The 26,897-nt window shown below is 33.2% G+C and carries 21 protein-coding genes; 13 read left to right on the forward strand and 8 right to left on the reverse strand.

The window, feature by feature from the left end; genetic code table 11:
* Positions 1–55: 55 nt before the first annotated feature.
* From aspS to C8N41_RS01365, 4 genes are all read left to right on the forward strand, one after another.
* Positions 56–1,810 (forward strand): aspartate--tRNA ligase, encoded by a 1,755-nt coding sequence (gene aspS, locus C8N41_RS01350; protein ID WP_115837908.1) that lies wholly within the window; start codon positions 56–58, stop codon positions 1,808–1,810.
* Between the two features lie 139 nt (positions 1,811–1,949).
* Complete coding sequence (locus tag C8N41_RS01355) at positions 1,950–3,752, forward strand: chloride channel protein (protein WP_092446452.1); 1,803 nt, start codon at positions 1,950–1,952, stop codon at positions 3,750–3,752.
* Between the two features lie 32 nt (positions 3,753–3,784).
* A complete protein-coding gene (locus C8N41_RS01360) occupies positions 3,785–4,030 on the forward strand; it encodes a hypothetical protein (protein WP_092446450.1) in 246 nt (81 codons plus the stop codon).
* Between the two features lie 103 nt (positions 4,031–4,133).
* Complete coding sequence (locus C8N41_RS01365) at positions 4,134–4,325, forward strand: cold-shock protein (protein ID WP_092446448.1); 192 nt, start codon at positions 4,134–4,136, stop codon at positions 4,323–4,325.
* Between the two features lie 89 nt (positions 4,326–4,414).
* Here the strand turns inward: C8N41_RS01365 and C8N41_RS01370 are convergent, their stop codons facing one another.
* Together C8N41_RS01370 and C8N41_RS01375 are read right to left on the reverse strand one after the other, a co-directional pair.
* Positions 4,415–4,795, reverse strand: a complete 381-nt coding sequence (locus C8N41_RS01370; RefSeq protein ID WP_249033215.1) for a hypothetical protein — start codon at positions 4,793–4,795, stop codon at positions 4,415–4,417.
* 106 nt (positions 4,796–4,901) lie between these two features.
* Positions 4,902–5,351 (reverse strand): nucleoside deaminase, encoded by a 450-nt coding sequence (locus tag C8N41_RS01375; RefSeq protein ID WP_115837912.1) that lies wholly within the window; start codon positions 5,349–5,351, stop codon positions 4,902–4,904.
* 64 nt (positions 5,352–5,415) lie between these two features.
* On the opposite strand from C8N41_RS01375, the gene C8N41_RS01380 reads away from it, so the two are divergent.
* Positions 5,416–7,197, forward strand: coding sequence for a 1-deoxy-D-xylulose-5-phosphate synthase (locus C8N41_RS01380; protein ID WP_115837914.1), 1,782 nt, complete (start codon positions 5,416–5,418; stop codon positions 7,195–7,197).
* On the opposite strand, the gene C8N41_RS16860 is transcribed toward C8N41_RS01380, so the two are convergent.
* Both C8N41_RS16860 and C8N41_RS01390 read right to left on the reverse strand, forming a co-directional pair.
* Positions 7,171–7,341: a hypothetical protein gene (locus C8N41_RS16860; RefSeq protein ID WP_170137069.1), complete on the reverse strand. Its 171-nt coding sequence runs from the start codon at positions 7,339–7,341 to the stop codon at positions 7,171–7,173. The two genes, C8N41_RS01380 and C8N41_RS16860, sit on opposite strands and share 27 nt — an antisense overlap.
* Positions 7,342–7,425: 84 nt before the next feature.
* The gene (locus C8N41_RS01390) at positions 7,426–8,766 is read right to left on the reverse strand and encodes a deoxyguanosinetriphosphate triphosphohydrolase (protein ID WP_115837918.1); all 1,341 of its coding nucleotides are present in this window, start codon (positions 8,764–8,766) and stop codon (positions 7,426–7,428) included.
* Between the two features lie 234 nt (positions 8,767–9,000).
* Here C8N41_RS01390 and C8N41_RS01395 point away from each other — a divergent pair, with 234 nt between their 5' ends.
* Both C8N41_RS01395 and C8N41_RS01400 read left to right on the forward strand, forming a co-directional pair.
* The gene (locus C8N41_RS01395; RefSeq protein WP_147298916.1) at positions 9,001–10,305 is read left to right on the forward strand and encodes a hypothetical protein; all 1,305 of its coding nucleotides are present in this window, start codon (positions 9,001–9,003) and stop codon (positions 10,303–10,305) included.
* Positions 10,306–10,416: 111 nt separating this feature from the next.
* The gene (locus tag C8N41_RS01400) at positions 10,417–13,218 is read left to right on the forward strand and encodes a TonB-dependent receptor (protein WP_115837920.1); all 2,802 of its coding nucleotides are present in this window, start codon (positions 10,417–10,419) and stop codon (positions 13,216–13,218) included.
* A gap of 107 nt (positions 13,219–13,325) precedes the next feature.
* Here C8N41_RS01400 and C8N41_RS01405 read toward each other — a convergent pair whose 3' ends face one another.
* Entirely contained in the window at positions 13,326–13,682 is a 357-nt protein-coding gene (locus tag C8N41_RS01405; protein WP_092446433.1) for a toxin-antitoxin system YwqK family antitoxin, read from the reverse strand.
* A 436-nt stretch (positions 13,683–14,118) separates the two neighbouring features.
* Between C8N41_RS01405 and C8N41_RS01410 the strand changes: the two genes are divergently transcribed.
* The 3 genes from C8N41_RS01410 to C8N41_RS01420 all read left to right on the forward strand — a co-directional run bounded on the left by C8N41_RS01410 (position 14,119) and on the right by C8N41_RS01420 (position 18,331).
* Positions 14,119–16,389 carry an inorganic phosphate transporter gene (locus tag C8N41_RS01410; protein WP_115837922.1) on the forward strand — a complete coding sequence of 757 codons (2,271 nt, stop codon included), beginning with the start codon at positions 14,119–14,121 and terminating at the stop codon, positions 16,387–16,389.
* Between the two features lie 260 nt (positions 16,390–16,649).
* Complete coding sequence (locus C8N41_RS01415) at positions 16,650–17,501, forward strand: OmpA/MotB family protein (RefSeq protein ID WP_115837924.1); 852 nt, start codon at positions 16,650–16,652, stop codon at positions 17,499–17,501.
* 110 nt (positions 17,502–17,611) lie between these two features.
* Positions 17,612–18,331, forward strand: a complete 720-nt coding sequence (locus C8N41_RS01420; RefSeq protein WP_115837926.1) for a DUF6503 family protein — start codon at positions 17,612–17,614, stop codon at positions 18,329–18,331.
* A gap of 621 nt (positions 18,332–18,952) precedes the next feature.
* Here C8N41_RS01420 and C8N41_RS01425 read toward each other — a convergent pair.
* Together C8N41_RS01425 and C8N41_RS01430 are read right to left on the reverse strand one after the other, a co-directional pair.
* On the reverse strand, positions 18,953–20,752 hold the full coding sequence (locus C8N41_RS01425; RefSeq protein WP_172837599.1) for a ribonucleoside-diphosphate reductase subunit alpha: 1,800 nt from the start codon (positions 20,750–20,752) through the stop codon (positions 18,953–18,955).
* A 3-nt stretch (positions 20,753–20,755) separates the two neighbouring features.
* Positions 20,756–22,030: a ribonucleotide-diphosphate reductase subunit beta gene (locus C8N41_RS01430; protein ID WP_115837928.1), complete on the reverse strand. Its 1,275-nt coding sequence runs from the start codon at positions 22,028–22,030 to the stop codon at positions 20,756–20,758.
* A gap of 819 nt (positions 22,031–22,849) precedes the next feature.
* Between C8N41_RS01430 and C8N41_RS01435 the strand changes: the two genes are divergently transcribed.
* Both C8N41_RS01435 and C8N41_RS01440 read left to right on the forward strand, forming a co-directional pair.
* Positions 22,850–23,587: a LytR/AlgR family response regulator transcription factor gene (locus C8N41_RS01435; protein WP_115837930.1), complete on the forward strand. Its 738-nt coding sequence runs from the start codon at positions 22,850–22,852 to the stop codon at positions 23,585–23,587.
* 3 nt (positions 23,588–23,590) lie between these two features.
* On the forward strand, positions 23,591–25,543 hold the full coding sequence (locus C8N41_RS01440; protein WP_115837932.1) for a tetratricopeptide repeat-containing sensor histidine kinase: 1,953 nt from the start codon (positions 23,591–23,593) through the stop codon (positions 25,541–25,543).
* A 31-nt stretch (positions 25,544–25,574) separates the two neighbouring features.
* On the opposite strand, the gene C8N41_RS01445 is transcribed toward C8N41_RS01440, so the two are convergent.
* A complete protein-coding gene (locus tag C8N41_RS01445; protein ID WP_092446419.1) occupies positions 25,575–26,144 on the reverse strand; it encodes a DUF3109 family protein in 570 nt (189 codons plus the stop codon).
* A 161-nt stretch (positions 26,145–26,305) separates the two neighbouring features.
* On the opposite strand from C8N41_RS01445, the gene C8N41_RS01450 reads away from it, so the two are divergent.
* Positions 26,306–26,887 carry a MarC family protein gene (locus C8N41_RS01450; protein WP_092446417.1) on the forward strand — a complete coding sequence of 194 codons (582 nt, stop codon included), beginning with the start codon at positions 26,306–26,308 and terminating at the stop codon, positions 26,885–26,887.
* The last annotated feature ends 10 nt before the right edge of the window (positions 26,888–26,897 follow it).

Raw genomic sequence — 26,897 nt, forward strand, 5'->3', positions numbered from 1 at the left:
AAAATCCGAAGTCTTTACTTCGGATTTTTTACTTTTGCAATTCTAATAAAAATCTATGTACAGAAGTCACAATTGTGGTGAATTAAGAGCATCACACAGCAATACAGAAGTTACACTTGCCGGTTGGGTTCAAGGTGTCCGAGATAAAGGTTTTATGATTTATGTAGATCTTCGCGATCGCTATGGTATCACCCAACTCTATTTTGATGAAGAACGCACACCAAAAGCCATTATGGACAAGGCGTCAAAGTTAGGACGCGAGTTTGTAATCCAAGTTAAAGGTAATGTTATTGAGCGTGCTTCAAAAAATCCTAATATACCAACTGGTGATATTGAAGTCGTTGTTTCAGAATTAACAATTTTAAACAGTTCTTTAGTGCCTCCTTTTACTATTGAAGACAAAACAGATGGAGGTGATGATTTGCGCATGAAGTATCGTTATATCGATATTCGTCGTAATCCTGTAAAAAACAGCTTAATTTTTAGAGCTAAAGTGGCTCAAGAGGTTAGAAACTATTTATCCAACGATGGATTTATTGAAGTTGAAACACCATATTTAATTAAATCTACACCAGAAGGAGCACGTGATTTTGTAGTCCCTTCTCGTATGAACGAAGGACAATTTTACGCACTTCCTCAATCACCACAAACCTTCAAACAATTATTGATGGTTGGTGGCATGGATAAATACTTTCAGATTGTTAAGTGTTTTAGAGATGAAGATTTACGAGCAGACAGACAACCAGAATTTACACAGATAGATTGTGAAATGGCGTTTGTTGAGCAAGAAGATATACTTAACGTTTTTGAAGGCTTAACTCGTCATTTACTAAAAGAAGTTAATGGTGTTGAGGTTGACAAATTTCCAAGAATGCTATATGATGATGCCATGCGTTTATACGGAAACGACAAACCAGACATTAGATTTGGAATGGAGTTTGGCGAATTAAACGAAGTCACTCAGCACAAAGATTTTGGAGTATTTAATTCAGCAGAATTAGTAGTTGGTATTGCTGTTCCTGGCGGAAATGCCTTTACACGAAAAGAAATAGACAACTTAATTAAGTGGGTAAAACGCCCGCAAGTTGGCGCTATGGGTATGATTTATTCACGCTGTAATGATGACGGTACGTTTAAATCTTCTGTAGATAAATTTTATGACCAAGACGATTTAGCTAAATGGGCTGAAATTACAGGAGCAAAACCCGGAGATTTAGTTTGTGTATTATCTGGCGAGACCAATAAAGTAAGAGCTCAATTAAGTGCTCTACGTATGGAATTAGCAGAACGTTTAGGCTTAAGAGATCCTAAAACATTTGCTCCATTGTGGGTTATTGATTTTCCTTTATTAGAATTAGATGAAGAGACAGGGCATTACCATGCGATGCACCATCCATTTACTTCACCAAAACCTGGACAATTAGAATTATTAGACACCAATCCTGGAGAAGTGAAAGCAAACGCCTACGATTTAGTGTTAAACGGAAACGAAATCGGAGGAGGTTCTATTAGAATACACGATAAAGCAACACAGGCTATAATGCTAAAACACTTAGGGTTTTCTGAAGATGAAGCTAGAGCGCAATTTGGATTTTTAATGGATGCTTTTGAATATGGAGCACCTCCACATGGTGGTTTAGCTTTTGGTTTAGACCGATTAGTTGCAATCTTAGGTGGACAAGAAACCATTAGAGATTTTATCGCTTTTCCTAAAAACAACTCTGGACGTGATGTAATGATTGATGCTCCGGCTCCAATCGATAAAGAACAACTAGACGAGCTTAATTTAAAGCTTAATTTGAAACCATAATATACCTATTGGGAAATGCTTTCTCAAAATTGTATATTTGGTATATGAGTTTACATACTCAATAAAATAAATAGGTAGACCTGTAGGTTGTGTATTTAGCAATGCTAAAATGTACAACCTAACAGGTCTTTTTTAAACGATGCCAACAAAATCATTCATAAGACAATTGCTTTTATTGCGGTACAAATATATATCGCAAAAAAACTTTGTTTATATATTAAGTACTGCTGTTGGCTTATTAACTGGTGTTGCTGCGGTCACGTTAAAAAACATTACTTATGCCATTCAATCTGGTTTAGAAGAAGGGATCATATTTTCTAAAAATCAGCTCTATTTTATACTTCCTGTAATTGGTTTATTTCTGGTCTATCTTTTAGCAAAATATATGTTTCATAAAAGTATGACACCCTCTATTCCACCATATATAAAACGAGCTATACCATCATTACTTTATGCTTTACTAAGACAAAAGGGACTTTTATCTTACAAACTTATTTATCATCCTTTAATAATGGCTCCTATTACTGTTGGTTTTGGTGGATCCGTTGGATTATTAGGACCTGCAATAACTTCTGGTTCTTCGCTAAGTTCCAACTTAAGTCGTATTCTGCACGTTGATAAAAAAACACGCACCTTACTTATTGCTTGTGCTACTGCAGCAGCTGTGGCCTCTATGTTTAAATCACCTATTGCTGCTATAGTATTAGCCGTAGAAATTTTTAGTTTAGACCTTACATTTGCATCGCTGCTTCCTTTATTAATTGCGTCTATATCTTCTGTTTTAACATCCTACTTTTTCTTGGGTGATGAATTACTTTTTAACTTCAATGTTACGGAAAAGTTTAACCCAAGAGATACAGCTTTTTATATGATATTAGGTTTAGCAACAGGAATAGCCTCTATATATTTTACCAAAATGTATTTTGCCATATATGCGTTTTTTGATCGTTTTAACTCACGATTTACCAAGTTAATCGTTGGTGGTATCGCAATTGGTATAATGCTATATTTTATTCCACCTTTATATGGTGAAGGTTTAAGTTTTACCAAAGATCTATTTGAAGGTAATTATCTACATGCCTTAGGGTCAAATCCGTTTGACAATTATGCAGATAATATTTGGATCGTTATCGTACTTCTTATTGGTTTCACCATATTTAAAGCCATTGCTATGACTACCACATTTGCCGCTGGTGGTGTTGGTGGAGTTATCGTACCCACCATGGTGATGGGAAGCGCCCTAGGAAATGTAGTTGCCAAAATTATAAACAACATTGGTCTAGGACACCAAATATCTGAAGCCAACTTTACTTTAATTGGTATGGCAGGATTAATCGCTGGCGTTATACACGCACCATTAACAGCGATATTCTTAATCGCCGAAATTACCGGAGGATATATTCTCTTTTTACCATTAATGATTACAGTTGCAATTTCATATATGATTACAAAAACCTATATGGAACATACTATTTACACACGAGAGTTAGCAGAACGCGGCGATTTATTAACTCACGATAAAGATCAAACGGTTCTTACCGTCATGACCTTAGATTCGGTGATAGAGAAAGATTTTATAGCGTTGCATCCAACCATGAGTCTTGGAGATATGTTAAAACATGCCGTTTCAAAGTCGAGTAGAAACTTATTTCCTGTTACGGATTCTAAAGGCATGTTTGTAGGTATAATTCTCCTTGATGATATCCGCTCTGTTATGTTTGATCAAAGTTTATACGAATCAACAACCGTTGAAACCTTTATGCATCAAGCTCCAGATTATATTATATATGAAAAAGATGATATGCATAAGGTTATGAAAAAATTTCATACTTCAAAAGCATGGAATCTTCCGGTTATAAAAGACAATAAATACTACGGTTTTGTGTCTAAATCAAAGTTATTAACGGCATATCGTACCGAATTAATTAATTTTACATCCTAAAATCACAATAGATTATAGATAAATTTAACACCATGAAACCCATAAAAATAATCACATTTATTGCCTTTTTAGCTTCGTTTACAAGTATCGTTTGTGGCTTAATTTTAGATCTTGATTACGATCAGAAACTAATAGGTTTTGGAGTGATGGGCTTATTTTTCGTTGTTTTCCCATTGTTTTCATACTATAGATGGAAGGATAAAGACGTTAAAGACTATATGCTCACTAAAGAAAATCTTGAGAAAATGCGTGATAATCAAGGTCATTCAAAAAAATAACAGAATAACCAACAATTCAACAAAAAAATCATAAAACAAGAAACAATTTTTCACCAATGGATTTTTATTTTATCTTTGTACTTTAATTTTTATTTATATTATAATGACTGGAACAGTTAAATTTTTTAATGATTCAAAAGGATTTGGATTCATTACCAACGAAGAAACAGGAAAAGACATCTTCGTACATGTATCAAACCTTAATGGCGTAGAATTACGCGAAGGTGACAATGTAGAGTACGATGAAGAAGAAGGAAGAAAAGGATTAGTAGCTGCTAACGTGCAAGTACTATAAGCATATATCTTAAAAGTTTCAACGCTCAACCTATGGTTGGGCGTTTTTTTTGCCTAAATTTTAACTATGGGTTCTTAGATTTTTATAATCTACTGAAAAATTATAGGACGTTCTGTTTTAGATATTTTAGCAATATAATAAGGTTGTGTCATTACACTTGTAGCATTTCCTGAAGGACTATGAAATTTTGTAACCACTAAGGTGCTTTCCGAATTTGCCAAAATATCTAATGTTATACGATGTCCTCCACTCCCCTTTACATCATTAAATACAGCGATAACAGTATAACTAGAAAAGTCAATCTTAGTCTCTGTAAACTGTTCAGAGACCTTGTTTACCTTATCCATTTTAGATATTAAATTTTCCCAATCGGCTTGGTTATCTATAATTATATTTTGCTTATCTATTCCTTCAGATCCTGCTCCATGCAAATTTCCTTTAGCAATTACAATTGGTTCTATCGTTTTCATTTTAGCATTATTTTGATTGCTTTTACAACCCAAAACAAATACTAAAGATAATATTATTATGGTATGTGTTTTCATTGTATATCTTTATTTTAAATCCTAATAACTATTAATTCAAATTGCGTTTTTCAATAAAAAATCGTTTCATTAATGCAGCAGCTTCATTTGCTAAAATACCACCAACTACTTCAGTCTTAGGGTGCAACTGTGTTCCCATGGTTTTAAAGCCACGTTGGTGGTCTGCTGCGCCATAGACAATTTTAGCAACCTGACTCCAATACAACGCTCCCGCACACATTTGACACGGCTCTAAAGTAACGTATAATGTACATTTTGCAAGATACTTCCCTCCTAAAAAGTTTGCTGCAGAAGTAATGGCCTGCATTTCGGCATGTGCGGTAACATCGTTTAGTAATTCGGTGAGGTTATGCGTTCGCGCAATGATTCTATCTTCTACTACAACTACTGCTCCAACTGGTATTTCACCTTTTTCAAAAGCCATCTCAGCCTCCTGAAGTGCTTTTTTCATAAAGTAAGTGTCGTCAAATGGGTTTATCATAGTTGTAAAAATACGATTCTAAATCAATAATAAAATAAATTGCTTATAGTACATTTGTATTTAAATGAAAAAACTTCTTAACCATATTAATCTGCCAGAGGATTTACGTCAATTACCACAAAAAGCTTTACCGCAACTGGCAAAAGAGTTACGCAATTTTATAATAAATATCGTGGCTACAAAAGAAGGCCATTTAGGAGCTAGTTTAGGTGTTGTAGAATTAACAATTGCCTTACATTATGTATTTAACACTCCAGAAGATCAACTTATTTGGGATGTAGGCCACCAAGCGTATGGACACAAAATTCTTACTGGTAGAAAAGCTGTTTTTGATACCAATAGACAACTAGGAGGTATTAGCGGTTTCCCAAAACGAAGTGAAAGCGTGTATGATACTTTTGGCGTTGGACATTCATCCACCTCAATTTCCGCTGCATTAGGAATGGCGATTGCCTCACAATTAAAAGGGGAAGACAAGCACCACATTGCCGTTATTGGTGATGCTTCAATTGCAAGCGGAATGGCTTTTGAAGGCTTAAATCATGCTGGAGTAACTAATGCTAACTTACTCGTTATTCTTAACGATAATGCTATCGGAATTGATCCGAGTGTTGGTGCTTTAAAACAATACTTAACCAACGTAAAAAAGGGCACTGAAAAACAAGACAATATATTTGAAGCCTTAAACTTTAATTATTCAGGTCCTATTGATGGCCATGATTTACCTACACTTCTATCCGAGTTAAAACGACTTAAAACGGTAAAAGGCCCTAAGTTTTTACACATCATTACGACTAAAGGAAAAGGTTTAAAACAAGCAGAATTAGACCAAGTAAAATACCATGCTCCTGGTAAATTTGATGCTAAAACTGGTGAGTTACCTTTAAAATCTAAGGAAAAACAACCACCTAAATTTCAAGATGTATTTGGAGAAACTATTGTAGAACTGGCTTTACAAAATGAAAGCATTGTTGGTATTACTCCTGCGATGCCAACTGGCAGTTCCTTAAAGTATATGATGTCCAGGATTCCAAATCGTGCATTCGATGTTGGTATTGCAGAACAACATGCTGTAACGATGGCTGCTGGTATGGCGACACAAGGTCTTATCCCGTTTTGCAATATTTACTCTACGTTTTTACAACGTGCATACGACCAAGTTATACATGATGTCGCTTTACAAAATCTACCCGTAATTTTTTGTTTGGATCGTGCAGGATTAGTCGGTGAAGATGGTGCTACACATCATGGTATTTTCGATTTAGCTTATCTTAATTGCATTCCTAATTTGGTAATTTTTGCACCAAAAGATGCCATAGCCCTAAGAAATATAATGTACACTGTGCAATTAGGCATAGATTTCCCAATTGCTATACGTTATCCAAGAGGTCGTGGTCACTTACTTAATTGGAAAAAACCATTTAAAGCTATTGAAATAGGAAAAGGCAATGGTTTAAAAATAGGCACTCAAATTGCTGTTTTATCTATAGGTACTATTGCTAAAACTATTGAAGATGCCATTGTTGGTTTAGATATCGCAGATGCTATTAGTCATTACGATATGCAATTTGTAAAACCCTTAGATGAAGTCCTTTTGCATAAGGTATTTAAAAACCATAGAGCTGTTATTACAGTTGAAGATGGCACCATCGTTGGTGGCTTTGGTAGTGCTATTTTGGCATTTGCAAATAAACACGACTACAAGCACAAGATTGTAACCTTAGGTATTGAAGATCAATTTATAGAACATGGCTCGACAAACCAATTAATGCAATTGCAAAAACTAGATGCTGCATCTATTACAAAGGAAATTGAAGATTTATTTTTCCTTATCAACAATGGCTAAATCCGTATGAGTTTCTACCTTCTCATTTTTAACAGCCTCGTAAGTCGTTTGCTCCATTTTTTTGCTTGAAATATCGTCTAACATCAATAAACAAGTCACTACCACTAAGAAAATGACAAGCCCTCCAAGTATATTATTTTTCATAAGTAGGTTTTTTAAGGGGTTGATTATGAGGTAAATTAAATCAAAAAACCGCTGAAAAACAAATTTATTCGACGAAATGCACATCTACAATATTTGGCCTTGTAATTTTTTATGCAATAGCATAGCATTAGTATCCGAAAGTTTAGATATATAAAGACACACTGCTAATAGATTCTTATACAAAGATTCATTACCTAATTTCACTGTCTCTGGCAGAATACTAAGTAGTAAATTATCGTAATTAGACATCTTATCTTCAAAATAATGTTGTGCCATTTTACCAAATGACTCTAACAATTGATTTAATATTTTATAACCTGCAATCTCCTTATTTATAACTTCTTTAGAGCAGTACACGTTTTTAATACTAATATTGATAATATCTTTAATTTGTGCTTTATACTGACTAACATCTAATAAGGCTGTTTCAAATTTACCAGCCAAAATATCCTCTTCATGTGTCATAAATAAAGTTGCCGCCTCATCAATTAATCTTCCAATAGCTAAAGCACGTAAATAACTTACACGATCTTCGGTAGTTTTTAATGCATGATAGTTTTCCGTTTTAATACTACCTCTTACTAAATTTATTAAATATTCTAACGCGTAATCTTCATCAATTAAACCTAGATTAATACCATCTTCAAAATCAATAATAGTGTAACAAATATCATCAGCTGCTTCAACTAAAAATGCTAAAGGGTGTCTATGGTAGCTTAAATATTCATCACTTCGTTTTTTTAAACCTAACTCCGACGCGATGCTCTCAAACATTCGCTTTTCACTCTGAAAAAAGCCATATTTCTTATCTACAATATGAGAGGTTGGTTTCTTAGGTAGTGACTCTTTAGGATACTTTGTAAAAGCACCAAGTGTGGCATAACTTAATCTTAAACCACCTTCTCTTCCCTCTCGGCTTTCCGTTAATATTTTAAAACCATTGGCATTACCTTCAAAATCACATAAATCTTGATATTCTTTTTCAGTTAAATGCGATTTAAAAGCAGCACCACTACCTTCACTAAAATACGAGCCTATTGCTTTTTCGCCCGAATGACCAAAAGGTGGATTTCCGATATCGTGTGCCAAAGCTGCTGCTGCTACAATTGCACCAAAGTCATTCATCTTATAACCATGAACATTTTCTAATTGTGGATGTTTTTTTAATAACAACTGTCCAACTCTACGTCCTAAAGACCGTCCTACAACACTCACCTCTAAACTATGTGTTAGCCGCGTATGCACAAAATCGGTTTTAGACAAAGGCACCACTTGGGTTTTATCTTGAAGCCCTCTAAATTCTGAAGAAAATATGATACGGTCATAGTCAACTTCAAAACCCAAACGAGTTTCATCTTGTTCTTTTCTTAATCTTTTATTGGTATCACCAAAGCGTTTTAAAGAGAGTAATTGTTCCCAGTTCATAATTTAATTATTAGAAGATGCAAGATATATAAATTGCTATACAATTGATTGCATAAAGCTTATATAGATATTAGAAATTGTAATGTTATGTAATTGTATCCTAAATATGAAATCGCTTAATACTAAGCTAACAATCACCTAACCTTTTAGTCACGAATCTTTAATTTTCAAATAACCTTAAAAAACCATAATCAGAGTTTCTTTGCAGCATAACATTTAATGAACAAAAACAAAATGAAAACAATTAAAAACTTATTTTTCTTACTTACATTTTCGCTTATCGCATTTAACTGTAGTAGTGATGATGATAACTCAGGTAGTGATGACGATGTATCACCAACTATTAGTTTCTCTGACGATGCAGATGCTTGGTCTTCTGCAGTTGCACAAGGTGCACAAACTACAGGTGCTGATTTAAATGTATTTGGATGGACGTACACAGCGAGCCAAATGGCAGCTGCTATTGATGGTTTATCTTACGACAATCCAACTTGGACTGTTGATAGCCCACAAGCAGACGAAACACATTCTGGTTTTATTACAGCTGATGAAACTTGGACAAATGACAGATTTCATATTTTAGATGGTAAAGTTTATGTTCAAGAAGGTGTAACATTAACTATTGAGCCAGGTACAATTATTAAAGGTGCTGAATCTACAGGATCTAACGCATCTGCTTTAATTGTAGCTCAAGGAGGTATGATTAACGCAAACGGAACAGCTAGTGCTCCAATTATCTTTACTGCAGAAAGTGATAACATCGCTTTAGGAACTAACGCAGGAACAAACCTTTCTATCGATGATAGAGCTTTATGGGGTGGAGTTTTAGTATTAGGTAAAGCACAAGGTTCTTTTTCTGGTGATGCAGAATCTATACAAATAGAAGGATTACCTGCAACTGAGCCAGGTTCTTACGGTGGAACAAATGATGCTGACGACTCTGGTGTATTAAACTACATCTCTATCAGACATGGTGGTGCTGTAATCGGATCAGATAACGAAATCAACGGTTTAACACTTGGTGGTGTTGGTAGCGGTACTACAATTTCTAACATTGAAGTTGTTGCTAACTTAGATGATGGTATCGAATGGTTTGCAGGTGCTGTTAACGTATCTAACCCAATCGTTTGGGGTTGTGCTGATGATTTATTAGACATAGATGAAGCGTTCTCTGGAACTATTAGTAATGCACTTACAATTTCTACAAACGTAACAGATCACGCTATGGAAATTGATGGTCCTGCTGGTTCTTTCCAAGCTGGATTTACAATTGACGGTTTAACAATGATTGGTGATACTTCTGCTACAATTGATGGTGTAAGTGGAAACAGAGAATATTCTGATTTAAGAGATGGTGCTTTAGCTACAATCAACAATGTATATGCATACGGATTCAGAGCTGGTTCTGATGTAGAATTAGATGACGCTACTTCTGCTGCAAATTATGCTGCTGATAACATCAGTTTTTCTAATTGGCAAGTTGTTTACCCTTCTGGAGATGACAACTCAGTAATGTGGAATGATACAACAGTTGAGTAATCTATTAAGAAATATAATTTTATTTGAATACACACTAGGTGTACTATTAAAATAATTTCAAACTCATCTCTGTCAAAGAGATGAGTTTTTTCTATACTTTAAAATATTAAGATGAAACATTTATTTACGTTATTAGTTTTTAGTCTATTTTCTTTAGTTGGATTCTCTCAAACTGGTGTGGTAACCGGAAAGATCTATGACGCAGAATTTAATGACCTTCTACCCTTTGCCAATATTGTGGTAAAAAATACTACTATCGGTACCACTTCTGATTTTGACGGAAATTATGAATTAGAGCTAGACCCTGGAACTTATGTTTTGGTATATTCATTTGTGGGTTATCAGCCTAAGGAAATAACCGATGTCGTTATTGAAGAGAATACAGAAGTTACCATAAACGTCACCTTAAATCCGTCTTCAGAAAGTTTAGATGAGGTTGTAGTCTCTACATCTATAAGAAGAAACTCTGAGGCAGCTGTTTTAAACTTACAGCGTAAATCTGTTAATCTTTTCGATGGTCTCTCTATTGAAACCATGAAAAAATCTGGTGCGTCTAACGTCGCTAGTGCTGTTAAATCAGTACCTGGAGTGTCATTACAAGATGGAAAATTTGTATACGTAAGAGGTTTAGGAGATCGTTATACAAAATCAATTCTAAACGGTATGGATATTCCTGGTTTAGATCCCGATAGAAATACAGTACAATTAGATATTTTTCCATCTAATCTTATTGAAAATATAATAGTATATAAAACTTTAACTGCCGATTTACCTGCTGATTTTACAGGTGGTGTTGTAGATATTGTTACCAAAGATTTTTCTAGTCGTGAAGAATACAATTTAAGTGTTGGTGTTGGCTATAATCCAAGCATGCATTTTAATTCAGATTTTATTACACAAAGTAAAAGTGGTACTGATTTCTTAGGTTTTGACAATGGTTTACGAGACGACCCTATTGCTTTAGGAGCATCTATTCCTGCCTTAGCAGATAATAGCCCAAGATTAACAGAATTGACAAGACGTTTTGAGCCTGAAATGGCTGCACAGAATGACACAAGTTTTATGAACTACAATTTTGGATTTAGCACCTCTAATCAAATTGAAATTGGAGACCATAAATTAGGATACATTGCAGCTATTAGTTACAACGCAGAAACTACCTTATATGATGATTATACCCAAAACTTTTTATTTAAGCCACAAAGTTTAAGTGAAACAGAATTGGTACCTAATAGATTACAGAAAGGGTATTTATCTGAAGAAAATGTTCTAATTAGTGGTTTAGCAGGAATAACTTATAAACGTGATTTTTCAAAGTACAAAGCGGTATTTACAAAAGTGCAGAATGGAACTGCTAAAACGGGTAAATTTGAACAAGAAAGTTTTATAACCAACGCTGCTCTTTTCTACAGTGACAACTTAGAATACACAGAAAAAACTGTAAACAACTTATTGTTATCTGGTACACATGCGTTTAGTGCAGAAAGCTCAAATGAGCTCGACTGGAGTGTTTCTGGAACCAATGTTAAAGTTAATGATAAAGATGTTCGTTCTACATTATTTGAATATGATGATGGCCAATATATTATTAGACCAAGTATTGGAGAACCAAGAAGAATATGGAGAAACTTAGAAGAAAACAATTTATCATCTAAACTGAACTTTACTAAGAAACATCAATTATTTAATAAAGATGCTAAATTCAAAGCCGGTTTAGCTCAAGTTTACAAGGAACGTGATTTTGACATTAATCAATACAGCTTAAGAATTGATGGTACACCAGCCGCAGCTTTTAGTGGTAACCCAGATAATTTATTAATTTCTGAGAATATCTGGACAACCGATAATTCAGGTGGTACATACGTTGTAAGTAATTTTGAACCTGCTAACACATTTAACGCCTATGCTACAACTTACGCTGCTTATGTTTCAGAAGAATTTAAAATTACAGATAAGTTAAAAAGTGTTTTAGGTTTAAGATTCGAAAAATATGATAGTTACTATACAGGTAGTAACACTATTGGAGATATAAATTATGACGATGAACGTATCATTGACGAAGCGGATTTATTCCCATCTTTAAACTTAATCTATAGTCTTAATGACAATACAAATTTAAGATTATCTTATGCAAAATCTACAGCTAGACCGTCATTCAAAGAAGCTTCTGTAGCTCAAATTTTTGATCCTATTTCAAATATTACATTCAATGGTAATATTGACCTAAAAACAACTTATGTAGATAATTTCGATTTACGTTATGAAATTTTTAGTGAAGATGCTGGCCTACTTGCGCTAAGTGGTTTTTACAAGTCATTTGATAATCCTATTGAGTTAACTATTTTTGGATTGGAAGCCATTAACGATGTCATCCCTAGAAACATTGGAGATGCTAAAGTGTACGGAGTAGAATTAGAATTTAGAAGAAATCTAGGTTTTATCTATGAAAACCTTAATAGCTTATCATTTAACACTAACATTTCTGTTATTGAGTCTGAGCAAACTATGAACGAAGCTGAATATGAAGGTAGACTTTCTGCAGCGCGTGATGGAGAAGAAATTGATGATAAAAGACAGCTTCAGGGTCAATCCCCATATTTAATTAATGCAGGATTAAGCTACTCAAAAAACGGTATTCAGTCTGGTATTTATTATAATGTTCAAGGAGAAACACTACAAATTGTTGGTATTGGTCAGGTATCAGACGTATATACAGATCCTTTCCATAGTTTAAACTTTAACTTTTCAAAATCATTTGGAGAAAAGGAAAACAGAACGATCACTTTGAAGGTTGATAACATTTTGAATGATGAAATAAGATCTAACTATCAATCTTATAATGCCGAAGATCAAATTTTCAGCAATTATAGCCCAGGAGTAGAATTCTCTTTAAGCTATGCTATAAAATTCTAATTTAGATCAAAACGATTCTAAACAGAATACAAACGTTCATTAAAATAAAAAACCGTCTCATAAGCTTATGAGACGGTTTTTTTGTTTTGAACTTTATTTTATAATAATTAATCTAAAGACACCAGTGTTCTATCATTAGACCATTCCACAACACTTACAATAGCATTGTTTCTATAATCTACTTCTTTTAGCGAATCACCTTCCCAAAAGAACCATTTTCCAACTTTTTTACCAGCATCGTATGTGGCAACAGCTAATTTATTTCCATCTACATCAAAACTAGTCCATTTGCCTTGCAGTTTACCATTGGCATCAAAGGCACCTGTTTGTTGTATTTCACCATTATCATGAAAATAAGTAGCGATTAACAAATCACCTTTCTTTTCTAATTGTGGCTTATTTTTATTTTGAGCATACGTAAATCCTACACTCAACATTACTAATATTATGACTATCTTTTTCATATCTATTTGGGTATTTAATTAATATTTACGTTACGAATATAACATTAATTTTACATTTAAGCAATATTTACATAACATTAAGTTAACATTGAATCTATATTTTACTGTTATTCAGCTACTTATATCAAAATACGTAATTTACATTATAAAAATAAATGGTTCAACTCCATTTAATCTCTAAACTTTAACTTTACATACCTTATAAAAACCATAAAAGCCGAAACATCAGTTTAAACAAGCCAACCGTTTTAATGTGTGCACTTTTTATATAAATCAAATCCTCATTTCACCCCTATTTATCGGTCATTTTTAAAATCCCAAAATACGAAAGACACTAACTATATATTGCATTTGCAAGGTCTAATAATAACATTTAGATAACATTCTCTTGGAAATAAAAAAGGTACTTTGCATTCAATTTTATTAATACTTTTTAATGGAAAACCTTTATATCTATATGCTTGCTGCCTTAGCTTTTTTAGCTGTAGCAGATTTAGTTGTTGGTGTAAGTAACGATGCTGTTAATTTTTTAAATTCTGCAATAGGATCTAAAGCGGTATCATTTAAAACCATAATGATAGTTGCCAGTATTGGTGTAGCCGTTGGAGCCTTAACCTCAAGCGGTATGATGGAAGTCGCTCGTAAAGGTATCTTTAATCCTGGCGAGTTTATGTTCGATGAAATTATGGTCATTTTTATGGCTGTAATGTTAACGGATATTCTACTTCTAGATTTCTTTAACACCTTGGGCATGCCGACGTCAACAACAGTTTCAATTGTTTTTGAACTTTTAGGTGCTTCGGTAGCCGTGGCATTAATTAAAATTTACAACCATAGCGAGCAATCCATAACGGATTTATCTATATATATTAATAACTCTAAAGCTATTGAAATTATATTAGGTATACTTCTCTCTGTAGCCGTTGCCTTTACAGTTGGTGCTATAATACAATACGTCTCAAGGTTATTGCTTTCGTTTAAATTTCAAGAAAAACCATCGTGGTATGGAGCCATATTTAGTGGTATAGCAAATACCTCTATATTGTATTTCATCTTAATTAAAGGGGTGAAAAATGCCAGTTTTATGAGTGCTGAATTTACGGGTCTAATTTCAGCAAATCCGTTAGCGCTTATGGGCATTAGCTTTGTTGTTTTAACACTCATCTCATATGTAGTAATTCAAGTATTTAAAACTAATATTTACACCGTTATTATTGTGGTAGGAACATTTGCTCTTGCTGTCGCTTTTGCCGGAAATGACCTCGTTAACTTTATAGGTGTTCCGATTGCCGCTTACAATTCTTACGAAGCATGGTCTACGAGTGGAGCTTTACCAACTGAATATGTAATGACAGCACTTAGTGCACCCGTAAAAACACAACCAGTTTTATTATTGATAGCTGGTCTTATAATGGTGTTAACCTTATGGTTCTCAAGCAAAGCTAGATCAGTGGTTAAAACCTCGGTAGATTTATCAAGACAAGATGAAGTAAAGGAACGTTTTGAACCTAATTTTTTATCTCGAAGTATCGTTAGAGGCACCATTGCTATATCAGATAGTTTAAATCATATTTTGCCAAACTCGTTTAAAATTTGGGCAGATACCCAATTTATAAAGCCAAAAGTTGTAGCAAAAACACAAGATATGCCTGCCTTTGATTTGGTTAGAGCAGCTGTAAATTTAATGGTAGCCAGTGTCCTAATCTCCATTGCGACCTCAATGAAGTTACCACTATCTACAACTTACGTTACCTTTATGGTAGCTATGGGTACCTCTTTAGCAGATAGAGCTTGGGGAAGTGAAAGTGCTGTTTATAGAGTTGCCGGAGTACTTAACGTTATCGGTGGATGGTTTTTTACCGCGTTTAGTGCTTTTGTTGCTGCAGCTATTATGGCCTACATCTTATACCATGGACAAGGTTATGCTTTAGTTGGCTTATTGGTCTTAGCGCTATTATTGTTATTAAGAAGCTTTTTATCGCATCGTAAGAGTTCTAAGTTGATGAAAGAGGAAGATCAGCTAGAAAAAGCAGAAAGTAGCTCTACACAAGGAGTTATTCATGAAAGTGCTTCAAATATTGCTAGCGTTATAAAACGTGGCAACAGAATCTATACTTCTGCAATTAATGGTTTAGCAGTACAAGATTTAAAACTTTTAAAGAAAAATAGAAAACAAATCGAAAAGCTTTCAAGTGAAATTGATGATTTAAGAGATAACATTTTCTACTTCATTAAAAACTTAGAAGAACCTAGTCTTGAAGCCAGTAATTTCTACATTAATATATTAGGTTATCTACAAGATATGACGCAATCTTTAGATTACATTTCTAAGGTAAGTCATAAGCATATTAACAATAACCACAAGAAATTAAAATTTAGTCAAGTAAAAGAGCTTAAAGATTTAGACGCACGTATGGAAGCATTATTTTCTGCAACGCAGACCGCTTTTGAATCTCGTTCTTTCGAACAAATTGGCGCTGTATTAACCGATAAAGCCGAAGTTTATGATTTGGTTAGAAAGAAAATTCAGAAGCAAGTAGAGCGTACACGCAATGAAGAATCTAGTCCTAAAAACACCACACTTTATTTTAGTATACTTTTAGAGACTAAAGATTTACTTACAGCCATGATGAATTTATTAGAAGAGTACTACAATTCTTTTGACAGTTCTGTAGAACCTGCAACAATTCATCACGAAGAAGAATAATAACCGAAATATTATAACCATTACAAAGCTTCAAATCACATCTAGATTTGAAGCTTTTTTTATACCCTAAAGTGGCAGTACTTTCAGCTCGCCACTATCACACCTTAGATTGTGATTTACACCTCTCTAATCATTGTATTAAAACTTCAGGCACCTCATAAAAAACACTTTAAATGTTAAAAAATATCAACTTTTAACATCCAAAAGCAACCTTTTGTCGTATATATAACTTTAAAACGATAATAACCAAAAATTATAAAATGAAGAAAATTTCAATCCTTTTAGTAGCCGCAGTTATTTTAAGTTCTTGTGTATCTAAGAAAAAATACTTAGAGCTAGAACAACAACATGGTGAGACCGTAAGTGAGCTGACTAAAACAAGAGTAGAAAAAGAAGATTTAGAAACTAAGTTTGCTGTTATAGAGGCACGCGTTAATCAATACAATTCTAAAATACAATCTTTAAATGAAGATGTTGAAGGTTTAACCGTTGAAAACAATGCAAAATTTCAAGTTTCTGAAGACGGTACTGTAGCGTCTGGCGCAAGTAAAGAAAAAATGCGCGAAACATTAAAAAATGTAGATGCTGAAAAACTAGCTGGAGCTAAAACATTAAAGGATTCTATGAATTTAGCTGTACAGTACAACTTAAGCAAAGCCATGGACACCAGTGATCTTGATGAAGATGCAGATATCGCTGTAGATATTAACGAAACTGTAGTCATGATTTCTATCGCTGATGATATGCTTTTTAACACAGCAAGTTATAGAGTTGGAAATAAAGCTGATAAAATCTTACAAAAACTAGCAGATGTTATCAACTCTGAACCAAGTTTAGATGTAATGGTAGAAGGACACACCGATTCTAGAAGCATTAACACCGACAAAATTGCTGACAACTGGGATTTAAGTGTATTACGTGCCACATCGGTAGTACGAAAATTACAAAATCAATTTAAGGTTGCACCGGAGCAATTAATTGCATCTGGTCGTAGTAGCTACCAACCTTTGGTAGAAAACAACTCTAGTGCTAATAGAGCTAAAAACCGAAGAACACGCATAATTTTAATGCCTAACATTGATAAATTCTTTGCTATGATGGAAGCAGAGTAAATCCATTAACCTATTTATGGGTCAATTTAAAAAAGCATCCTCCCGAACAATTCGGCATTGAATGCTTTTTTTTATGGGTTAAATTGTATTTTGTAGAAAAATAAATTGATATGAAAACGCTCCTCTCCATTAGCATTTGTATATTATTCTTCTCTGGTTTTAGTCAAGATTTAAAACCACAAGAGCTATTAGAAAAAGCGATTTCATATCACGATCCTAATGGTAATTGGCTACAGTTTAAGGACACGTTTACGGTAGAAATGACCATGCCCAATGCACCAAAACGCACTAGTGTAATTACGATTAATTTACCTGATGAATATTTTAGTGTTACGGCCACAAAAGACACTGTAGCCACTACATATACTTTAGTAAAAGATAAATGCCAAATGCAATACAATGGTGTTGTTTTAGATAGCCTTAAAGCGGCAGATAAAGATATGACCTGCGACAGAGCCACACTTTATAAAAACTACTATTCGTATTTATATGGTTTACCTATGAAGTTACGCGATCCTGGCACCAATTTGAGTGATAACGTTGAAAAGAAAAGGTTTAAAGGCAAAGATTATTTGGTTTTAAAAGTCACTTATGATGACGCTGTAGGTAATGATGTTTGGTATTTCTATTTTAATCCAAAGACCTATGCGATGGAAATCTATCAGTTCTTTAAAACGGATGACCAGGGTAAAGTAAAACCAGAAAGTGGAGAATATATATTACTAACCGGTGAAACCCTTTTAAACGGTATTAAAATCCCTAAAGTAAGAGCTTGGTATTACAATAAGGAAGATAAGTATTTGGGAGCTGATACTTTGATTGAGAATTAATACTATTTAGAATAAAGACTTTAGAAAATAGATGATTTTAACAGTATTAGAATTTTTCATTAATAATGATATTAAACTAATTAGCTATATTAATAATAAAAAATAATTTATTATTAATAAATGAATACGATAAATATATAGTACATTTGTAATGCTTTTAAAAGCGAAAAGTCTATTGCTGGAACAATAGACTTCTCTAATTAACAGTTTTACAATTACGTCCTGCCACCTTGGTCAGGAGTTGTGGAATTCAAAGTAGCCACATTGCGATTAAACTAACTGAAGTTTGTACTACGAGTTTAATCTCACATTCATAAACCATCCACCATTGTCGTGTTTGGTTTTTTTTCTTTTTACACATATAAACGTGTTAAAGTTAATACCCTTAAAGGCACTTGGGCTTTAGCCTATCTTTCTACTTTTATTTAATTAAACAATTTCTATCTCCTTTTTAAGGCAAAACTATAATTAGCTCATTATTCCGAATAAAACAAAAAAATATTTGTATTTACCTCATTTACAATTACTTAAGGTGTTTTTTGTCGTTTAAAATTTCGCCTTAAAAAACCACTCATAAAAATACAGAGTGGTTTTTAAATTAACACTTATTATAACTAGTTTCTAACCTTCACAACTAGCACATTCTTTCTTTTGCTTAAATTTCTGTGCAGCATTCATACTGTGTTGGTAGTACAATGATTTTACTCCCAATTGCCATGCCGTTACATAAAGCTTATTGATGTCTTTAACTGGCATATCTGGATGCACCATTATGTTTAGCGACTGTGCTTGGTCTATATGGTTTTGTCTGTTTGCTGCCTGATAGATAATTGACATTTGGTCGATTTCAGAATAGGTTTTAAACACCTCTTTTTCATGCTCTGTAAGTCCTTCTAAATGCTGAACCGATCCGTCGTAATCTCTAATACTTCTCCACACCTCATTTGTATTCATGCCTTTTTCTTCTAAAAGCGCTACTAAATATGGGTTTTTAATGGTTGTTTTTATTTTCGCGATGTCTTTTACATAGCTATTAGACCAAATTGGTTCAATTCCTTGAGAAACCTGTCCTAAAATAAAAGCTGACGATGTTGTTGGCGCCACTGCATTTAAAGTGGTGTTACGTCTACCGTATCCTTTTAACACTTCTGGCTCACCAAATAATTTGGCCAACTCTTCTGATGCTTTTACAGATTTATCTTTAATAGTTTTAAAGATTTCACTGTTTAAATCAAAAGCTTCCTTACTATCAAAAGCAACCATTTTAGATTGTAATAATGAATGCCATCCTAAAGCTCCTAAACCTAAAGCTCTGTTTTCTTTTGCGAAATTATAGGCTTTCTCCATAAACATGAAGGTTTGTCTATTATCTCTGTCTTCAGAGTCTCTATACACTTCTAGTTTAGTAATAAATTCCTCTAATACTGCATCTAAGAAATACACCATAGTTTCTACAGCATCGGTATCTTTCCATTTGTCATAGTGTAATAAGTTTATAGACGATAATACACATACAAACGACCATTTATCATTTGTTGGTAACATAATTTCTGAACACAAGTTACTTGCGTAGATTTCATGATTTTTATCTCTATAGACATCTGGTGCATTATTGTTAGCATTATCTCTAAAGAAAATATAAGGATATCCTATTTCTCCTCTACGTTGTAACACTTTTGCCCAAATGGCTCTTTTATCTGTATCACCATCAATCATTTCTTGCATCCACTCGTTACCTACAGTAACACCATGGGTTAACTCTTGAATTGGATTACCCTCTGTTCCGATTTCTAAAAACTCGTGAATATCTGGGTGATCTATTGGTAAATATGGAGAGAAACGACCTCTTCTTACTGACCCTTGACTTACAACATCGACCATTTTCTCAAACAACTGCATAATATGTACAGCTCCAGAAGATTCTCCATTATTTTTAACGGGAGCACCTCTATGACGTAGTTTACCAAAATAACCCGAAGTTCCACCACCTAATTTAGACATCATTCCCACTTCAGATTGTGTGTAAAGGATATCTCCCATATCATCTGAAATGTGCGAGCCAAAACAACTAATCGGTAAGCCACGTCGTTTTCCAAAGTTAGACCAAACCGGAGAAGCTAATGAATAATAGCCTTCTGCCATATAGCCATAAAACTTATCTGCAAAACCATCAATGCCTAAAATTCTTTCTGCGTTGTTAGCAATTTCTCTAATTCTTTCTTCGGGAGTAGTATCTCCTGTAAGGTAACCAGAAGCTAAAAACTGACGACTATGATCGGTTAACCATTTTATTTCGGGTTCTGACTTTGCTTCTTTAATAGCCTCTTTTCTGGCTTTTATAAGTTCATCGTGATTTAATGCTTTTGTAGTTTGAGGGTTCTCTACTTTGTTGTCTAGGTCTAAGTTAGTGTTGTCGTTCATGGTTTAAAATAAGTCGTCGCTGGTTATACTTTTTGTTCTTTTGCTATAGTTAATAGATCGCTTCACAAAGAAATCTCCGTGTTTTGTTCCTATAATTTCATCATCAAACCATTCGGTTTGTGCTACGAGGTCTTCGTTGATATCAAATACTTTATCGATGCCAATACTTTCTAATGAATTATTAAATCTGTTTTTGATAAATTCATTTATTACATTCTTTGGTAAGAATTCTAATTCTCCTGCTTCAAAAATCCAATCAATTATTTTGCTTTCTGAAACAAAAGCTTCTTCACATAATTCTTTAACTAAAGCGCTATGTTCTTCATCAAACCATGTTGGGTTTTCGTTTTTAATAATTTTGATTACATCGATACCAAAATCACCATGTATTTGCTCTTCTTTTGACGTTGCTTCCACGACGTTAGATACTCCTTTAAGCATGTTTTTATGCTTATTGAAAGCCATAATAATTAAGAACTGAGAGAATAAAGACACATGCTCTATAAACAGAGAAAACAGTAAAATAGACTCTGCATACTCTTTATTATCTTCACTTTTTGCGTTTTTTAAAGCAGTTTCTAAATAATGAACACGTCTCATTATTACCGGCTTCTTCTTTAAGTTTTTAAACTCATTATTAAGACCTAAAATCTCTAATAAATGTGAATATGCATCGTGATGACGTACTTCACTTTCTGCAAATGTTGCTCCAACAGATCCTATTTCTGGTTTTGGCATTTTATGGTAAATATCTCCCCAAAATGATTTTACAGCAACTTCTATTTGCGAAATAGCAAGCATTGTATTTTTAATGGCATTTTGCTCTACAACGGTTAATCTCGTTTTAAAATCTTGGATATCGCTTGTAAAGTTAAACTCCGAATGAATCCAATATGAATGTCTAATCGCATCTACATATTCATTCAATTCTGGATACTCGTAAGGCTTTAAATTAATACGCTTTTCAAAAATATTAGTCTTTCGACTTCTCGCCTGTTCATCTCTGTATAAAATGTAAGCTTTTGCTACACCATGAAATGAACTTTCCATTAATTTCTCTTCTACAAGATCTTGTACTTCTTCTACTGTTGGTAAATACTTGTGATCTTTTGCTTTTCTATCTAATAAGGTTTGTAACACTTTTACAGAAATTGTATTAGCATCTTCTTTAGTACCATTACCAACAGAAAGCATCGCTTTTTCTATAGCATTAGTAATCTTATTTAAAACAAACGGACTTGTTTCGTAATCTCTTTTAATAATCTGAGTAATCTCCATATATATTTTTTAATTTAAAGCCTAAATAGTCATTAGAGTGATTTTAAAAACCATCCTAAACCTATTAATGAATCCGTTAAACGTTTTATGTTTTTCCTTTATAGAAATAAAGGGGTGAATTTTATAAAAAAATGATTTTTCTGTACTTTTTTGAATCTAAAAAACTCGAAAAATCTATTTTATTTTGCACTTGACAAAGATTGACAATTGTCGTTAAAAAAGAAAGGTAATTTTATAAACATTGTCAACAAGTTCTTAACAAATCTGCTGAGCATTAAAGAAATATAAAATCTTACAAAACGAACACAACACACTGCTTAACAGCCCTTTAAAATATAGTCATGATTAAAAAAAATGTAAGTTTTATCGTGTTAAATTTACGGTAAGTAAGCGGTTTTATTGGAGGTTAAGGTTATAACATCAAGTTAGAATTGAGCCACAAAAAAGAGCGTTGACATAACGCTCTTTTTTCCCTAATAACTAACTAAAACTTGTAATAAACAATATCGCTATTGCTCATTAAAAATTAACACAATGTCTAAAGATTAGGTTTTTTTCACCCTAACGTTTTGTACATTAATAGCTAATAAACCAAAAAGCAAACCCCTAATTTGCTCTGTATATTTTGGTTTATGTCAATATACAAATATCATTTTAATTTCTGACCATAACCAAGGGTAATGTATAACTGGTAAAAAATAGTGTATAAATGGTTGTAGCCTATTTTTTACATTCCACACACAAAACCATACATTACATACATTATTAACTCCTAAGCAATCAATATATTCCTATATTTATAAGCAATAATTCTTAGCCATGTTAAAAGCCGTAATTGTAGACGATGAACCTAAAGCTATCCAAAGTTTAATTTGGGAAATCAATAATTTTAGTGAAGAGATAGAGGTCATAAAGTCTTTTACCAATCCAGATAAAGCCTTAGCCTACTTAAATACAAACACACTAGTAGATTGTTTGTTTTTAGACGTGCAAATGCCAACTATTGGAGGCTTTCAGTTTTTAGAACAACTCCATAATCCAAATTTTGCTATAGTTATTACAACAGCCTATGACGAATATGCCATAAAAGCTTTAAAGCACGACGCCTTAGACTACTTGCTAAAACCTATAGACTCAGACGATTTAAGGAACTGTATTTCTAAAATTAAAAAGCATAATGAACGGACCATAAACTCGTCTAAACTAGAGCGCATGCTTATTAATTTTAATACGCAATTCGATAAAAAAAAGATTACTATTAACACTGATGGCAAATTACTTTTTTTAGATATTGACGATATTATCTATATTGAATCTGACGGAAATTACAGCACCTTACATTTACAAAAACAAAAAAAAATAGTTATTACAAAAAAACTAAAAGAAGTTGATGCCATTTTACCAGAACACTATTTTTTTAGAATCCATAACTCCTATATTATTAATCTAAACAAAATAAAAGCGTTCATTAAAAACGAAGGATATGTAGTTATGGATAGCGATCATAAGATTCCGGTAGCACGACAACGAAAATCAGATTTTCTGGAAAAATTATAGTTTATGAAATATGTTTTTAAACATAAGCTAATTGGTCTCTGTGTTCTTATTTTCTTTTACACATCTCATACTGCAGCACAATCTGATAATTTTGAAACTAATCTTGTTTATGCTCAAAACAAGCAACCATCCCAATACATTATACTTGATTCTCTTTTTAAACCTTATAAATATGAGGATGTAAAAATGAATCGTTTACTAAAAATGTCTAAAGATATCTCCTGGAATGAAGGGGCTAGTTACGCGCTAAACGCCTTAGGAGTTAAACAAAGAGACCTTTCTAATTACGATAGATCATTACAACTTCATGAAGAAGCCGTTACATATGCCGAAAAAGCAGAGAGCAACGAACTAAAGATTATGAGTCTCAATATGATTGGTGTTGTCTACAGACGCATGGACGTTGTAAAATTAGCCTTAGATTACCACACAGAAGCTTTAAAAATCGCCTATTCTGTTATGGAACCCTCCCAATCTGTTACTCACAGCATAGCAATATCTCAAAATAGTATTGGTAATATTTACCTCGCCTTAAAGCAATATGACTTAGCTTTAGAACAATTTAACAAATCCTTGAAAATTGAAAAACAGGCCAACAACCGCTTAGGTCTTGCCATAAACCATCATAATATTGGGTATGCCCAAGAAGAATTAGGGCATTTAGATAAAGCATTGTCTAATTATGAAATATCTCTAAATTATAATAATAGTATCGACTCTGAAATTGGACGCGTCATTTGCTTTAACAGCATTGGAGGTATTTACCTTAAACAAGGGAATTATAAAGATGCCAAACCAATTATTTTAAAAGCCTTAGAAAAAGCTTTAAACATAGATGACCAATATTATATTTCTGCATCTTACCTCAACCTTGGTCAATTAGAAACGGAAACCGACCAATTAGTGGCTGCCGAAAAACACTTAAAGAAAGCCCTTAATATTGCGACCTCGTACAACTTAAAGTCTACGGTTGCTGAGTCGAGTAAATTACTGTCCGTGGTTAATCAGAAAAATCAAAACTTTAAAACAGCTTTAAAATATTACAAAGATGCCGTAGACATAGAAAACACCATCTTAACCGAACAAAATTTACAATACGTCAATGATATCGCTGTTGAATATGAAAACGAAAACAAAAACAATCAAATTAAAGCTTTAGCTATAGAAAATGAAGCTGTACGCTTAAGATTAGAACGCAATAAACAAATATTATTATACACCTCACTACTTCTTGGAGCTCTCGGTATTGCACTTTTTATTATTCATAGAACAAAAGCCTTAAAACGCGATAAACATATCTTAACCTTAGAGCAAGATATGTTACGCAGCCAGATGAATCCACACTTCATCTTTAATTCCTTAAATTCTATAAAGCTCTATATTATTAATAATGATAAAACTAATGCTGTTTATTATCTCAATAAATTCTCAAAATTAATACGCAAGATATTAATGGCTTCTAAAGAAAAAGAGACCTCACTTGCCGATGAATTAGAAACGATGAAGTTATACATGAATATTGAAAACATTAGATTTGATAATGAAATAGACTTTAATATTAAGGTAGATCCTACAATTAATACAGAGATTACCAAAATCCCTTCATTAGTTCTTCAACCTTTTTTAGAAAATTCGCTTTGGCATGGTTTGTCTTCAAAATCTGATAATAAAAAAATAGACCTTATTGTAAGTAAAAACACTCCTGATTATATTACCGTTGAAATCATTGACAATGGTATTGGCAGATTGGCTTCAAAAAAGATAAATGATAATAAACGCTTAGAACGCAACTCGGTTGGAATTGACATTACTAAAGCTCGCTTGGCTAACTTTTCAGAATCTTATCAAAACTCGTACACCTTAGCTATTGAAGATTTATACGATGACCAAACTCCTTCTGGCACTAAAATAATTTTACAAATACCGATAAAATTGAAAAATCAGATGATATCTTAAACGACATAAAAGCTTCGTAGCATACAATACCCTAACGTTTATGATTTTCTGCAACTTTCTCTAATTCTGCATACCAATCTTCTCCAAATTTTCTAATCAACGCTTCTTTTACAAACTTATAAATTGGCACTTGTAATTCTTTGCCTAAAGAACAGGCATCATCACAAATTTCCCATTTATCATAATTAACACCAGAGAATTCTGAGTATTCTCTTACTCTTATAGGATACAAATGGCAAGAAACCGGTTTTTTCCATTCGATTTCACCCTGATTATACGCCTCCTCAATACCACAAAGTGCTGTTTTTTTCTCATCGAAAATAACATACGCACAATCGGCACCATTAATAAGTGGTGTTTCAAAATCACCAAAATCTGTAACTATTGAAGTCCCTTGTGCTTCTATGGCTGCAATGCCTTCTTCACGAAGAAATGGTTTTACCTTAGGGTAAATATCTTCCATTATTTTTACTTCTGCCTTATCTAAAGGCGCTCCTGCATCTCCATCGATACAACATGCACCCTTACAAGCAGAAAGATTACAAACAAAATCCTTTTCTATAATGTCTTCTGAGACTATGGTTTTTCCGAGTTGAAACATGGGCCAAAAATACTTAAACTTAACCGCAATTTTGTATTGTTAATATGTAATAATATCGCACCTTTGCAAAAAATTTGAAAATACACACCAAAATCAGTCTATCAATTAATTAAAAACCAATAACTTATAGCCTGATTTTTGAATTTATAAAAGATTAAAAAATGCAACTAAATTTTAAAGACATATTTACAGCTTTCATGATCCTTTTTGCGGTTATTGATATCATCGGAAACATTCCAATCATCATCGATTTACGAAAAAAAGTTGGTCATATACAAAGTGGAAAAGCCTCTATCATTGCCGGAGTTATTATGATTATTTTTCTTTTCGTAGGGAAAAGTCTTTTAAGTCTTATCGGAATTGATGTCAACTCATTTGCTGTAGCAGGTGCGTTTGTTATATTTTTTATTGCCTTAGAAATGGTTTTAGGTATTACCCTTTATAAAGATGATGAAAGTAGTTCTGTAACGGCTTCTGTTTTTCCATTAGCATTTCCGTTAATGGCAGGACCAGGAACCTTAACCACACTCTTATCGTTACGTGCTGAATTTGCGATAGAAAATATTATTGTTGCTGTAATTAGCAATGTGGTAGTGATTTATATTGTCTTAAAAACCTCATCTAAAATTGAGCGTATTATAGGTACTAACGGAATTAACATTATAAGAAAGATTTTTGGTGTAATTTTGTTAGCCATTGCCGTAAAACTGTTTGCACATAACATTAAAGCTTTACTGGCTTAATTTTTTTAAC

This window comes from Winogradskyella sediminis, from assembly GCF_003387355.1.
GTDB classification, from domain to species: domain Bacteria; phylum Bacteroidota; class Bacteroidia; order Flavobacteriales; family Flavobacteriaceae; genus Winogradskyella; species Winogradskyella sediminis.